Raw genomic sequence first — 14842 nt, forward strand, 5'->3', positions numbered from 1 at the left:
CTCAGCCCTTCTTCGCGCCGTAGCGGCTGCGAGCCTGCTTACGGTTCTTCACGGCCTGGGTGTCCAGGGCGCCACGGACGATCTTGTAGCGGACACCGGGAAGGTCCTTCACACGGCCGCCGCGCACCAGCACGAGCGAGTGCTCCTGCAGGTTGTGGCCCTCACCGGGGATGTACGCGGTCACCTCGGTGCCGTTGCGCAGCTTCACACGAGCGACCTTGCGCATCGCCGAGTTCGGCTTCTTGGGCGTGGTGGTGTACACGCGGGTGCAGACGCCCGCCTGCTGCGGGTTCGACTTGAGGGCGGGCGCCTTGGTCTTCGCGACCTTCGGGGCGCGACCCTTGCGCACCAGCTGCTGAATGGTTGGCACGTTCTCTCCTTGATTGCGCTGCACGGTGACAGCGGTGTGGTTTCACCACAAACCCACCGGCGCGCCAGAAGACTGTCGCGTTTGTCGTGGTGGATATGCCGTGGGGGCGACCTGTTCGCAGGCCGGTCCCGTTCGATGTGCATGATTCCGCGTTCCCGCTTCGCACCGAGGCACGACGCAGGGCGCGCGTGTGCGCACACCCGATCAATGATACGCGCGTGCGGGAGGGGTGGCAAACGCGGGATTCAGCCCACAGCGAGCAGGAGCACGGTGATCGCCGCCGCGACCACGATCATCGCCGCGACCGCACCGACGATCCAGACGACGCGCGCTCGCGCCCCGCCGCTGCGGGCGGGCGCGACCGGATGCTGCGGCTCACGGACCGCGGGCGGTCGTCGTTCGACCATCGCCGGCTCCGCCGCGCGCGGGCGGTAGATCTCGTGCGCGTCCGCATCCGGGACCCGCGCTGTGCGCCGCCCGGGCCCCGCCCCGGCAACGGCCGGCTCGGTCGACCCGGGCCGCAGGCGCGCGATCGTCTCCTCATCGGGAAGACGCGTGGATCGGCGGCGCGTCTCCCGCCGCGCGACGCGCGTCGAGCCCTCCTCCACCTCGAGGTCCGCCTCGGCCTCCGGCAGCGCGTCGCTGCGAGGCGGGGCGGGCGCGCGCCGGGCGGCGATCGCCGTCGCGTCATCCACAGGCTCCGCCGACGGGGCTCCGGCAGGATCGACGCGCGGCTCCGGAGCCGGGGAACGCAGCCGCCCGGCCCACAGCGTGGGGGCATCCGGGTCTTCGTCGGGCGTGGACATGGACTCAGGAATCGCTTCTGCGCAGCCGCACCTCGGCGTCGCCGAGGAAGAACCGCTCCCCTGCCTCGAGTTCCTGGCCAGGCTGCGCCTCGACCTCGGTGCCCATCAGCGTCGCGAAGAGGACGCCGTTGGTGGAGCCGAGGTCGGTGACGTACCACGTGTCGGCGCGCAGCTCGAGGCGCGCGTGCGTCTTGGACACCGTGCGGGTCTCATCGGCGATGGCGATGAGCTGCGCGTTCGGGTAGGCCGGGTCGGGTGCCGGTCGCCGCCCGAGGATGACGACGTCGGCGACGATGTCGATCGGTGCGCCGGCCGGCGGGACGAGCCTCCACGCGGTGCGACGCCGTCGCGCGATGATCGTCTGGTCGAGCGCGTCGTCGTCGGATGCCGAGGGCGGCTGTTCGGGCGCTGCGCGGCGGGTGGCAGCCGATGCCGCCGCCGCTCCGCCGAGCGCCGGGGGGACCGGCTGCTCCTCGGCGGGGATCTCCGGCTGCGCGTAGAGCGCGGAGACCGATGACCGCGCCGAGCGGGGCGCGCCGGCGTCGGGAGCGCCGGCCACCGCCGAGACCGCCTCGGACGGCTCGGGGAATCCGTCGTCGTCTGCGGGGGAGGAGCGCAGGGGCGCCCACGCGAGGGCCTCCGGCGCTGGTTCAGGCGTCGGCTCCGGTTCCGGCTCGGGCTCGGGCTCGGGCTCGGGCGCCGGCTCGGGTTCGGGTGCCGATCGACGTCCCGGCTCCGGGGCCGGCCACGCGACGGGTGCCGGCCACACCTCGCGCGGCGCATCCGGCTGCGGCTCGACAGGCGGCTCGGGCTCGACGAGCGCCTCGGGCTCGACGGGCAGCTGCGGCGGAGGGCTCTGCGCGGAAGCGGGCGCGGCACCCGTCTCGGGCGGCGTGGCACGCACCCCCGGGACGAACGAGATCGGGGCGACCGTTTCCGCACCCGCTGCGGGGAACGCGGTGTCCGCAGGAGTGCCGGGTGCCGCGGGCGGAGCGAACGACGTCGCGACGGCAGGCGCCGCGACGTCGGGGACGCGATCCTCCGGGTCGACGGCACTGTCCTCGTCATCGTCGTCGAACAGACCGGAGAGGAGCCCGGCGCTCTCGCGGGGAGCGGGAGGAGGACCCCACGGCCCGAGGAGAGGGGCGGGCTCGGGCGGAGCGACGTCGCTGCGGGGCGCGGCCGACTCGGCGGCGGCCGGCTCCGCGCCGTAGCCGGGCACGCCCAGCGGCGTGGGCACCCAGCCGCCGACGAGGGAGGGGATCGGCGAGTCGGGCTGCGGGGTGCGCACCGGCCCGGCGACGGGGGCGCCGATCCACCGCGCCGACCCGAATCCGAGGACGCTCGCCCAGACCGGGAACAGCAGCGCGGCCAGCACCGTCATTCCCGCGCCGTAGCCGAAGTTCTGGTTGATGCGGTAGGCGGCGATGACCATGAGCACGTAGACGATCAGCTGCCCGACGCCGGGGATGAGGACCAGGAGGATGAGCCATGGCGAGAACCCGCCGATGCCCAGCACGGTCGCGGAGTTGACGAACGGGACCCAGCCCTTCCAGGCCTGCTCCCCCGCCTTGCGGAAGAGCATCGCGAGGGCCAGCGAGATCCATACGTAGACGAGCAGGACCAGCAGCAGCGAGATGATCGCCCCCGGGACCACTCCTGTGTAGTCGGGACTCATGACGTTGTGCGCCCGCGACCGGTGGTGCGGCGCCTCCCCCTCTCGACCATGCGCGACATCCGCTCCGACGCCTGCGGCGCCACGAGACGGACGAACGATTTCAACGATACGGCCGCCAGGATGCTGCGCCAGAGACCACGCCCGCGCGTCAACGCGTGCCGCTCGGTCTCCACGATGCGCCAGAACTCCGCCGCGTCATCCGTGCTGGTGCTCTCGGAGGAGAACACCGCGCGGTCCGCGACGGCGGCGAGCTGTGCGCCGGCGGGCGTCGCGAACGTCGCCGCCAACTCGGGGCGGGTGAAGGAGCGCGGGGCTTCGCGACCGGCATCCACCCCCGCGTCGACGTACTCCTCCCAGCCGCCGGCGATCGCGACGGCCGGTTCCGGGGCGCGGCGACGACTCCGGCGTCGCAGGGCCTTCGCCGCCACGACGGCGAAGAAGGGACCCAGCACGATGAGCAGGACCAGAAGCACGATGCCGGTGACGCGGAGGATCGGCCACAGCCACGCGAGGTCCCAGCCGCCGGCGTCGTCGCGGTCGTCGTCGGCCGCGGTGTCCTCCTGGGTGGGCTCCGGCGGGACGACCTCCTCCACCGTGTCGGGGCGCACCTCGGTGACGTTCTCCGGGTCGCGCTGCTCGGTGACGTCCAGACTCGGCGACTGGCTCCACTGCGGAGTCACGTCGATGGGCACCCACTGCCCGTCGTCGCCGCGGACCTCCGTCCACGCCGACAGGTCGCTGCTTCGGCACCGGCCGTCCTCGCACGTGGCCACGCCCGGGTCGCCCGAGGTCAGCCGCGCCCCCAGCACGACGCGCGCGGGAAAGCCCAGCTCTCCCGCGATGAGCGCGGTCGCGACGGCGAACTGCTCGTCGTCGCCGACGGCGGCGACATAGTTGCCGGATGCCTCGGCGCGCGGGTCGCTCTCGCGTTCGAGCAGCCGCTCGAACAGCTGATCGACGCGGGCGAGCGAGTGCCCCGCCGCGCTCGGCTGGAAGCTGTACCCGCCGAGGCCCTCCATCCACGACGGCGGATCGGCGGGGTCGACCTGCAGGGCATGGCTGAGATATCCCCGCTCGCGGAGGAGATCGACGAGGCCGGCGAGCGCCGCCCCGTCGGAGCCGGCGGCGTGCTCGTCGACCCACCGGGCGAGGTTGTCGGGCGCTTCCACGAGCGCGGTGTCGCCGCCGGGCGCCTTCACGCCGGCGAGATCGACCGGCCGCGGTTCGACCGCGCGGAGCCGGTACTCGTCGCCGGTCTCCCACCCGCCGTCGGCCGTCTCGACCCCGGCCTGCGCGGCGGCGCTGTAGTAGAAGCGGTCGGCCAGCGACGACGCGCGTGGTCCGCCGAAGTCGACGGAGGTGAGCCTGCCCGCCGTCGGCACCCAGATGCCGGAGAGCGCGTCGATCTCGACGGCGACGTCCACCGCGGTGCCGGCACCGCCGTCGAGCTGGGACGGGACGCGCACGAACGGCGTCGGGGCGTCGGCGTTGCCTCCGGCGCGGAAGGTTTCGCCGTCGTAGGTGTCGAGCACGGCGACGCGCACGCGCTCGGGCGCATCCCCCGTGATGCGGAACAGCACCTCGTCGGCGCGGTCGTCGGCGAACAGGGCGCGGTACTGCGCCAGCGGGCTGGCTGCTGCGGCGATGTCGCGTTCGGGACCCGCCGCCGATCGCAGCACGTCGCGGTCGGCGCCGCGCGCGGCCCACGGCACGACGACGAGGGCCGCTCCGAGGGCGACGACGACCATCGCCGCCCCGAGCACGGTCCGGCGTCGGTCGGTGCGGGAGGGGCGCCGCGAGATGCGGACGCCGCTGGCCACTCCCGCCCGCTGGAGCGCCCGCACGCGCTCGTCGTGCGTGCGCCACGCGAGCCACAGGACGGCCGCGAGCAGCCCCCCGGCACCGAGCACCGTCTCCACCGGCGCGTAGAGGGTGACCGGCCCGAGGCGCAGCGGCGCGCTGACCGACGTGCGGCCGAAGAAGAGTCCGAACCCGAGCATCGCGAAGCCCACCGCGACGGCGGCGACCGCCCACCGGTCGGTGCGCCACGACAGCAGCAGCGCCACGCAGGTGCCGACGAGGAAGATGACGAGGGCGGGCACGAGGAGGTTCCGGTAGGCGCCGACGGGCAGGTCGACGGTGACGAGGTCCTTCCAGCCCAGCGCGACGCCGGCGAACGCCTCGCCCAGCCCGCGGAGGATCTCGGGCGGGCCTCCGAGGCGCGAGGGCACGGCCAGCGGCACGGCCAGGAGGACGAACGCCCCGGCCAGGAGCGCGGCGACGACCCACGCGCCCCATCGCCGCCAGGTGACCACCGCAGCGATCCCCGCGCCGACGACGGCGCCCACGGCGGCGACGAGCGCGAACGACCCCGAGGCGTACACCGGCCAGGCGGCGACGGCGGCGGCCAGTGTCGTGACGCCGACGAACAGCGAGCCGCCGACGATCCGCCGGACCGTCACGAGGTCGCTCCCCGCAGGAGCAGCCCCGACAGGTCGTCGAGGGTGCCGATCGTGAGCACCGACACTCCGGCGAGGGTCTGCATCCGCGGGTGCGCACGCTCGTCGCAGACCACCGCCAGCACGCTCGTGTCAGCGGGGAAGGCGAGCGCCGCATGACGCAGCCGCGCGAGGCCGACGACCGAGCCCACGACGACCACGGCGATCGAGAGGCGCTCGTTCGCCTCCGACGCCAGGCGGCAGATCTCCTCCACGGCCATGGTGTTCTCCAGGCGCTCGACGGCGCTGAAGCCGTCGAGCATCGTGCGCGCCGAGACCGTCGGGATGTGCGAGATCGCGCGCAGCCGCCCGCGGACGACCCGCGGGATCTCGGAGCCGGTGACGATGTCGAGGTCGCGCGCGTCGCGCACGGCGCGAAGGCCCAGGGACGCCGCGGCGCTCACCGCCAGCTCGAACTCGTCGGCGTCGGAGTACTCCTGCTGGGCCGTGCCGAGGACCACGGCCATCCGGGAGCGCCGGGACTCCTCGTACTGGCGCACCATCAGCTGCCCGGTCTTGGCGGTGGACTTCCAGTGGATCTGGCGCTGCGCGTCGCCCGGGGTGTACTCGCGGATCGCGTGGAACGACATGTCGGCGTCGACGAGGCGCCGCGTGGGGTTCCCCTCGAGGTCGCGGATGAGGCCGGCGCTGGTGGAGGGCAGACCGACGGTGCGCGGATGCACGTACAGCTCGTGCACGTCGTCGAAGGCGTGCTCGCGGCGAAGGAGCCCGATCGGGTCGCTGCGCACCGTCGTCACGGGGCCGACCTGCACCACTCCGCGGGGAAGCGCGGGGATCTCCAGCGGCTGCGCGACGGTGTGGCCCGGGCGCAGCAGCGGCACACCGAACTCGACGAGGCCGCGTCCCACGGGGATGTCCAGGCGCCCGGGCAGCGCCATCCGCCGGCTTTCGTTCCGCACGACGATCTGGCCTTCGACGCTCTGCCCGGCGACGATGCGCTCGTGCGCAAGAGACAGCGAGACGTCGTACGCGCGCGCGCCGAAGAGGAACGGCACGCTCATGACGATCAGGAGAAGCGCCACCGCGCCCGCGACCATCCACTCCACCCACCCGAAGGTGATCCCGAGCACGAGCCCCGCGGTCGCGGCGACGGTCACGAGCGCGCCGGCCGGCCGCACCGTGCGCGCGCACCAGCGCACGGCGACGGTGAGCGCACGCACGAGCGCTCGCCACGCCAGAGTGGTCCACACGACCGCCCGCACGAGCCCGCGCCCGCGCCGCGCCGTCGTCGAGGTCGACGTCAGCGAGGTGCGGGACGACGTCGACCCGGCGGACGTCCGTGTGAGACGCGACTCCGTCAGACTCATACGGCCTCGCGCTGGGTGGGCGGCGCGACATCCAGCAGCACCTGGCCGATGACGGCCTCCTGCGTCACCCCGTCGAACTCGGCTTCGGGGTGCAGGATCAGCCGGTGCGACAGCACCGAGACGGCGAGCGCCTTCACATCGTCGGGGGTGGCGAACGTGCGCCCCTGCGACGCCGCGCGGGTGCGCGTGGCCCGCGTGAGGGCGAGGGCACCGCGGATGCTGACGCCCAGGCGCACCTCGTCGGCCGAGCGCGTGGCATCCACCAGGCGCGCGATGTAGTCGAGCACGAGCGCGTCGACATAGGTCTCCGCGGCGAGGTCGGCCATTCCGACGAGCGCCTGCGGCGTGATGATCGGGGTGAGCTCCGCCGTGTCCAGCGGCGCGCCGTCGAGGATGCGGACCGTCGCGGCGTGGTCGGGGTAGCCGAGCGAGGTGCGCATCATGAACCGGTCGAGCTGGGCCTCCGGAAGCCGGTACGTGCCGGCCTGCTCGACGGGGTTCTGCGTGGCGAGCACGAGGAACGGCACGCCCACCGGACGGGTGACGCCGTCGATCGTGACGCGGGCCTCCTCCATCACCTCCAGCAGCGCCGACTGGGTCTTCGGGCTCGCCCGGTTGATCTCGTCCGCCAGCACGATGTTGGCGAAGATCGGACCGGAGTGGAACTCGAACTGCCCGGTCTTCTGGTCGTACACCGTGATGCCGGTGATGTCGCCGGGGAGGAGGTCGGGGGTGAACTGGATGCGCGTGTTGGTGCCCTGCACCGACTGCCCGATCGCGCGGGCGAGCGACGTCTTGCCTGTCCCCGGGACGTCCTCCAGCAGCACGTGACCGTCGCTGAGCATCGCGGTGAGCACGAGCTCCACCACGCGGCGCTTGCCCAGGACGGCACGCTCGACGTTGTCGGCGATCTGCGCGAACGTCGACGCGAACCACGTCGCCTGCTCTTGGGTGGTCGTCATCGGGGAGGTCCTCCGGGTCGGTTCAGTGCGGGTCGGGGATGTCAGCCGGCGGCTTCGGGGGCCGGGTCGGGGTCGGCAGCGGGTGTGCAGTCGCCGCCGAAGGTGGCGGTGGCGTTGTTCAGTCCCCAGCCTTTCGCGCTCCAGTCCACGGTGACGCGGATGCCGGACACCGAGGCTGCCTCGGCAGGCACCTGGCGAGGGGCTTCCGCATTCGTGGGGAGGACGTCCCCGTTCGCGTCACGGTAGACCACGTTGGCGAAATCGAACGAGATGTTGGCGTCGCCGTTGCTCGAGGACCGGTCGACCTCCAGTGTTCCGCCGCCCTGGCACGACTGCAGCGACCAGCGGGCCTGCACCTGGTACGGCGCGCCGCCCGGGGCGGGCGTCACCGCCCCGCGGTCGGACTCGCTCCCCCACAAGCGGTGCTGGAAGAACACCCGGATCTGCGGATCCTGATCGAAGACCGAGGTCCCGGGGCCCCAGTTCTCGTAGCGCACCTCGTTGTTGCGGGGGGCAGGACTGCCCTCGTTGATCCGGTCGATCATCCACCGGGCCGTGCGATTCGACTCGTTCACCTGCGGGGCGGCCCCGACCTGGAAGGTGTATCCGCTCGGAGCGTTCCTGCGCTGCTCGGCACGCACCTCGCCCGCAGCCGTCACCTGCCCGAACGACTGGTCCCCGTACCAGGACTCGACGCAGACGGTGAAGCGGTAGGTCTCCCCGTCCGCGAAACCGGTGAAGGTCTCGCGGTCTCCACCGACGCGCGGAGCGCACCGCTGCCCCTCCTGCACGATCGCGAACCGCAGCTCGGAGTTCGTCCCGTTGGGCTGCGCGGTCGCGCTGGCGACGATCGTCGACGTGCCGTCGGCGCCGGGCGTCGACTGCAGGGACAGGGTCGGGTTCAGCGGTGCACCGACGCCGTTGGCCTGGACGACTGCCGCGTCGCCCGAGGGGCGCCCGCCCAGACCCGGCGGGAGGGAGTAGCGGGAGAATGGCGTGACGGTCACCGTCGTGGCGGCGTTGGTGCCGACGCGGTAGTTCCGCACCTCCGTCGAGTCCGCCCCCCGCGCGACGTCGACATCGGTCGTCTCGCCCGTCGCGCTCGCGATCTGCAGGTACCCGGTGTCGGCCGAGTCGATGCCCGCGATCGAGAGCCGGACGGTGCCGTCGCCCGTCGGCACGAAGGTCACCGACGTCGGGGTCGCGGGAGTGTCGTACGCCCACGCGGTGGTGCGGACACTTCCCCGTGACTCGCCGACGGCATTGACCGCCCACGCCTCGTACTCGCGTTGCTCACCGTTCGGTGCCGGGATCACCGGGCACGTCCCGTCGACGCCGCAGCGCGCGACCTCGGTGCCGTTCCACCGGACGACGAAGCCGCTCAGTCCGGGGTAGGCGAGCCGCGACTCGCCGGCGTCGACGCGCAGCGTCACCGCGCCGTCCGCGTAGGCGGTCTGGCGGATCGCGGCGGGCGCCTTGGGGTAGCCCTGCAGATCCAGCAGGATCCGGCCGTCGCGCTCGGATGCGGTGGTGCGGCCCTGCGCGTCGCGCACCGTGAAGGAGGCCGTGCAGGTCGCGCCCGGCGCATCCGGCGTCCAGGACGCCGCCACGGTCGTCGCCGAGGCGACGCGGAAGCTCACGCCGACGCACGCGCCGGTGGGCCGGACGTCGACGAGCTCGAGGGGGGTGCGCGGGAGGGGATTGACCTCGCCGCCGGCGCCGATCACGGGGATGGTGCATCCGCCGCCCGAGGCCTGGGAGCACTGCTGGGTGACCGATCCGCCCTGCGGGAGCGTCGAGGGCGCCGCTCCCACGCGCAGGAGGAGCCGCGCGGGGGCGACCGACGGATGACTGGTCACGCCGATCACGGCGGCCGATTCGCTGCCGGGGATCGCTCGGTCGGCCCCCACCACGGTGACCGTCGAGCCCGACTGGGTCACCTCGAACGCGGGGCCGGCGTACTCGACGCTGTACTGGATGGCTCCCCAGTCCTCGCGAGCGAGCTGCCACGTCGTCATGTTGCGCAGGTCGAACGTCGCGGTCTCCCCCGGGCCCACCGTGAGCGAGCCGGGCCGCAGCTCCGGCTGCGGGTCGCGCGCGATCACCGCGATCGGGACGGACAGGGTGGTCCACTCCTCGGTGCCGGCCAGCCGGACGGGCACCTGACATGCGTCGGTCCACGGCGCACCCGCGCCGGCGTCGTAGCGCAGCGTCGTCCCCGACTCGACGGCGCACGCGGCTTCCGGTCGCGCCCCCGAGGGCTTCACGCCCTCTCCGATCTCGATCTGGGAGCCGCGCCGCATCGCGACGAGGTCCGTCATGTCGAACGAGACCGACTCGAGTTCGGGCACCTCGCGCGGGGACGTGCCCGCGCGAAGCGCCAGCGACATGTCGTCCTCGCCGGGGACGCGGAGGAAGGCGTAGGTGGTGACCTCCTCCTCGCCCAGGGTGCCGGTCACCGCGAACGGGATGATGCGCGTGGTCGCGGGGAGCTCGCCGCGGAGCGTACGACCCTGGGCGGTCACGCCGTCCGGATCCCCCCACAGGCCCAGTTCGAGATCGTCGACATCCCCGCGGGACCACGTGGCCTTGCCCGAGAGCACGTCGACGCCGTCCGAGAACTCGTCGCGATTCTCCGCCGTGAGCACCGTGTCGGCCACGATCGGGTAGTCGGGGACGTTCTCGCGCACGACCTTGACGACGATGAGACCGCGACCGGTGTTGCCCGAGTCCGATTCGACGTCGTAGAGGAAGGACATCGTGCCGGGTAGGGTGCCGGCGGCGATCTCCACCCCCGTGTCGCTCACCGAGAGGATCTGGTCGTCGAGCCGGGCGTACTCGGGGTTCGCGCTCCCGTCCTCGACGAAGGTCTCGGGCAGATCGGGCCGCACACCGGTGATCGTGAGGCGACCCTGCGTCGGGTCGATGTCGTTGGCGAGGGGGCTGACGCGGATGCTGTTCTTCTCCCCCGCCTGCACCTGCACGTAGTCGGTGAAGGTCACGGGGCTGGGGTTGGCCTGCGCGTCGAGGATGCCCACCCGTGCCGTGCCCTCGCCGGCCGTGCCGGCGGCGTCGACGACGCGATAGCGGAACGACACCTGACCGCGGTCGCCGGGAAGCGCGGAGTAGACGATCGACTCGCCGTCGGCCGAGATGGTCGCCGACCCGCGGGCGGGCTGCTCCAGGATGCGGTCGAGCGTCACGACGTCGCCGTCGGGGTCCATGCCGAACCCGTCGAACTCGATCGTGGTGGTGCCGCCGCTGAGGACGCGCCCCTCCAGAGTGTCCGGGAGCGGCGCGCGGTTGGCCTCGTCGGCGAGCACCCGGATGCGGACTGTCGCGGTGTCCACGAGCGACGGCGACCCCGTCGTGTACACGCCGTAGTCCACGGCGTAGTCCCCGGGCTCGGTCGGCGCGAGGTACCGCAGCACGTCCCCGGAGGCGAACGCGAGCGCGTCGGCCGACGACGACGTGACCGTGGAGGGGTCCAGGCTCGGACGCCCGCCCGCGGGCGAGATGTCGTTGTCGAGCACCGGGACGTCTATCTGCGCCCCGGCGCGCACCGTGACGGTGTCGTCCACGGCGATGGGCGCGAGATCGGGCGCGGGCGGGAGGAGATAGACGGTCGCCTCGCCGTCGACACGGGCGCCGGCGTCTTCGGTCCCGTCGCTGACGGTATACGAGACGGTGCCCAGGCGCCCCGCGGCGCCCGTCGCGGTGGTGCCGGAGACCCGCAGGTTGTTCTGGCCGACGGCGTCGACCGAGAGCGTGGTCCCCTCGTCCGCGGTGGCGACGACGTCGCTGAGGAGCAGCACGCGGCGGGTCGGGTTCGACACGGCCGCGAACACGTCGAGGGTGGCATCCTCCTGCGGCCGCACGAACGCGACGACCGGGGACGTCGCAAGCTGAGCGGGGGCGTCGGGCGCGAGCATCGTCACGCGGACGGTCCCCGTCCCCTCCGAGATGCCGTCGGTCACCGTGAAGCCGACGTTGAAGCTGCCGGGCTCCCGCGCGGCGAAGTCGAACGTGGTGGTGTCGCCCACCACGGTGGCGCTCGCGGCGGCGTCGTCGAGCACCCGCACCGACGACAGCGACAGCGCCCCGGCGGTGCCGGTCACGTGGGGGGCGACGTCGATCGTGAGACCTGCGTCGATCGTGTCGACCACCGCGAAGGACTGCACCGTCAGCGCGGGGTTCGGCGACACGCGCACGACGAGCGATCTCGCCGAGGTCTGCCCCGCGGTGTCGGCCACGGTCACCGGCAGCTCGATCAGCTGTTCACCGCCGGAGCCGTCGTCGGCGTGCTGATAGACGACGTCCCCCGACGGCGTCGAGGCCACGGTCCCGATTCCGGAGGGGTTCTCCACGGACAGCAGCAGCAGCGGATCGCCGTCGGGGTCGACCCATCCGGGCAGCACCGGGACGGTCACTGTGCCGCCGCGCGCCACCTCGGGAGTGGGCCACGGGACCAGGCACTTCTCGACGCCGCACCACTGCGGCGCGCCGTCGCCGTCCGACACGGTCAGGGTGACGGTCGTGGGTTCGGAGCGGAGCCCGTCCGCGGCGGTGCCGTCGGTCACCGCGTACGAGAACGTGGCGCTCCCGGATGCGGCGGGGTCGATGCGCACCGCGAGGCGCTGCGCGTCGTCCGTCACGCTCACCGTGCCGAAGCCGGGGTCGAGGCCTGTCACCGACGTCGGGTCGACGCTGAGGACGTCTTCGTTCGGATCGTGGTCGTTCAGAAGCACCGGGAGGGTGGCCAGCCGGCCGGCGCGGACGCCGAACGCGTCGGGCTCGGCGATCGGCGGCTTCGGGTCGAGCACGACGCTGAGCTGTTCCTCGCTGGGGACCGCGGCGGGGTCGGTGCGGTCGTCGAGCGACCAGTCCTGACTCGAGGGGACGAGCTCCCCCTCCGGAACGGTCCACACCCACCCGCTGCGGGTCTCGTTGAGGATGACGGTGTCGGCGGTCGCGACGAAGACGGGCCGGCGGTCGTCGCCGAGTGTCTGGTCGGCGGCACCGTAGTCCAGCGGGGTCTCGCCGCTGCGCGAGCTCCAGAGCACCCCGCCGACGTCGCCGGCGGCGAGCCACGCGGCGAACACCTCCCCGTCGTGGACGATCGGGACGGCCGGCGCGCCGAGCGCGCTTCGAGCGACCTCGCTGACGGCGTCTCCCTCGGCGGTGACGCGGACGAGACCCGACTCCCCGGCCACGTAGACCGCGTCGGCATCGGCGTCGGCAGCGCTGACTGTCGCGTCGCCGGTGAGCTCGATCGCGACGGGCTCGTCGCGTCCGCGGAGCCGGACGAGACCCTCCTCGCGGTCCACGAGCGCCCACGTCTCCCCCGCGGCCGTCAGCGCAGGGCTCGCGACGTCGTCGGCGACGGCGTCGCGACCGACGACCTCGCCCGCGCCGACGTCGTAGCGCAGGACCGACCCGTCGGCCGAGGAGTAGGCGAAGAGCATCCCCTCCTCGTTCAGGGCGAGCGCCTCGGCGGTGTACTGCGGGGCGTCCTCGTCGTCTTCTTTCGCGAACGGCGACAGCTGATCGGCGCCTCCGGTCGAGAGCCTTCCGACGTACACCGCCGCGGTGTCGGTGCGGTAGGCGACGAAGTCGCCCGCCGTGACGACGTCGGTCGTGCCGGGCGGCGTGGAATCGGATGCCCGCAGCGTCTCCTCGTCGAGATCGATGGGGAGCGCTTCGTCGATGCGCGTGAGCTTGCTGTAGCTGTCGGAGAACAGGAAGGCGCCGGCCGGGGACTGGGCGACCGCGCTGGGGTTGCTGACGCTCCGGACGGTGTCCAGCTCGCCGATCGCGGTGTTGACCCGCGCGTATCGGCGCCCCTCCGAGGTCTGCAGCGCCCACACCGACGTGTCGACCTCGGGCGTGTCCTGCGCGTCGAGCCCCGGCCACACGACGCTGACGCCGATGAGGAGGGCGAGGGCTGCGACGCCCGCGGTCAGGCCCGCGATCGTGCGCCGGCGCATCACAGCACCCCCGTCAGGAAGAGCGCCGTGACGGCGACGGCACCGGCGGCGGCCAGCGCGACCCCGCCGAGGACCCAGGGCAGCGCGGCGCGGCGGCGGCGGTCGGAGCCGGAGATGTCGGTGTCCTCGTCGCGCGCGAGGCCCGCGACTCCCGTCGATGCCCGCACCTTCCGGCGGCCGCCGTGGTCGACGGTGGTGCGGGCGGGGCCCCGCAGCGACGCGTCGGAGAAGTCCACCGCGCCGGCCGGCGACCACTCGTCGGTCGCGACCTCGAGCGGGGTGGTCGGGAGGCCGAGTTCGCTCTGCACCGCCCGCAGCGCCTCGCCGACCTCGCGTGCGCTGGCGAAGCGGCTCCGGGGGTCACGGCTCATCGTGCGGGCAAGGAGCGCCTGCAGCGACGCCGGCACGTCCCCGCGGGGGATGTCGGTGTAGCTGGCCCGGGCGATCCGCCGGCGCAGCTGCTCGCGCGTGTTCTGTCCCCGCTCCCGGCGCTCGAAGGGGCTGTGCCCGGCCAGGAGGGAGTACACCGTCGCGCCGAGGCTCCACACCTCGCTCGAGATCGTTCCCGCAGTCTGTTCGGCGACGACCTCCGGCGCGCTCCAGGGCACGCTCATCGCGAGCACCTCGTCGGCGGTGGACCGCACGAGGGACGACGAGATGCCGAAGTCGGCGAGGACCGGGGCCCCGAAGGTCGTGATGAGGATGTTGCTGGGCTTGACGTCACGGTGGACGAGGCCGGCGCGGTGGGCGGATTCCAGCGCGCTGGCCATCTTCACGCCGATCGTCAGCACCTCGGGAACCGGGATGCGCTCCACGCGGTACCGCTGGGCGAGGGAGCCCGGGCAGTACTCCATGACGATGTAGGGGCGACCGTCGGCGGAGATTCCCGCCTGGTAGACCGTGACGATCGAAGGATGCGCGGAGAGGTGGGCCAGGACGTCGGCCTCGGCGTTGAACATCCGCAGGAGATCGGGGTCGCGCACGTCGCTCGGCAGCACCTTGACGGCGACGCTTCGGCGGGGCATGTCCTGCTCGTAGAGGAAGACGTCGGCGAAGCCGCCCGAGCCGAGCGGGCGGATGTAGGCCAGACCCGGAAGGATCGGAGGCGCGGCGGGCAGGCGTGTCGGCACCCGCATCCCCCCGTTCGATTCCCCTCCGTCGCGACGCGACGGACTCGATGTGAGCCCGGTCATGCTAACAAATGGACTGATGA

General features: G+C 73.2%; 8 protein-coding genes. All 8 read right to left on the reverse strand.

Annotated features, from left to right (window positions below):
• Position 1 precedes the first annotated feature (1 nt).
• The 8 genes from rpsL to ACTU3I_RS13870 all read right to left on the reverse strand — a co-directional run bounded on the left by rpsL (position 2) and on the right by ACTU3I_RS13870 (position 14759).
• Positions 2-370 carry a 30S ribosomal protein S12 gene (gene rpsL, locus ACTU3I_RS13835; RefSeq protein WP_442926269.1) on the reverse strand — a complete coding sequence of 123 codons (369 nt, stop codon included), beginning with the start codon at positions 368-370 and terminating at the stop codon, positions 2-4.
• A gap of 245 nt (positions 371-615) precedes the next feature.
• Positions 616-1176 (reverse strand): hypothetical protein, encoded by a 561-nt coding sequence (locus ACTU3I_RS13840; protein WP_442926270.1) that lies wholly within the window; start codon positions 1174-1176, stop codon positions 616-618.
• Positions 1177-1180: 4 nt separating this feature from the next.
• Positions 1181-2854 (reverse strand): DUF5684 domain-containing protein, encoded by a 1674-nt coding sequence (locus ACTU3I_RS13845; RefSeq protein WP_442926271.1) that lies wholly within the window; start codon positions 2852-2854, stop codon positions 1181-1183.
• A complete protein-coding gene (locus tag ACTU3I_RS13850; RefSeq protein ID WP_442926272.1) occupies positions 2851-5316 on the reverse strand; it encodes a DUF3488 and transglutaminase-like domain-containing protein in 2466 nt (821 codons plus the stop codon). Before ACTU3I_RS13850 ends, ACTU3I_RS13845 begins: the two co-directional genes overlap by 4 nt.
• Positions 5313-6680: a DUF58 domain-containing protein gene (locus ACTU3I_RS13855; protein ID WP_442926273.1), complete on the reverse strand. Its 1368-nt coding sequence runs from the start codon at positions 6678-6680 to the stop codon at positions 5313-5315. Before ACTU3I_RS13855 ends, ACTU3I_RS13850 begins: the two co-directional genes overlap by 4 nt.
• Positions 6677-7642: an AAA family ATPase gene (locus ACTU3I_RS13860; RefSeq protein WP_442926274.1), complete on the reverse strand. Its 966-nt coding sequence runs from the start codon at positions 7640-7642 to the stop codon at positions 6677-6679. The genes ACTU3I_RS13855 and ACTU3I_RS13860 overlap by 4 nt, the downstream gene beginning before the upstream one ends.
• A gap of 41 nt (positions 7643-7683) precedes the next feature.
• The gene (locus ACTU3I_RS13865; RefSeq protein WP_442926275.1) at positions 7684-13629 is read right to left on the reverse strand and encodes an Ig-like domain-containing protein; all 5946 of its coding nucleotides are present in this window, start codon (positions 13627-13629) and stop codon (positions 7684-7686) included.
• Entirely contained in the window at positions 13629-14759 is a 1131-nt protein-coding gene (locus tag ACTU3I_RS13870; protein WP_442926276.1) for a serine/threonine-protein kinase, read from the reverse strand. The genes ACTU3I_RS13865 and ACTU3I_RS13870 overlap by 1 nt, the downstream gene beginning before the upstream one ends.
• Positions 14760-14842: the final 83 nt, after the last annotated feature.

It is taken from the genome of Microbacterium sp. RD1, assembly GCF_052220165.1.
Lineage (GTDB): Bacteria > Actinomycetota > Actinomycetes > Actinomycetales > Microbacteriaceae > Microbacterium.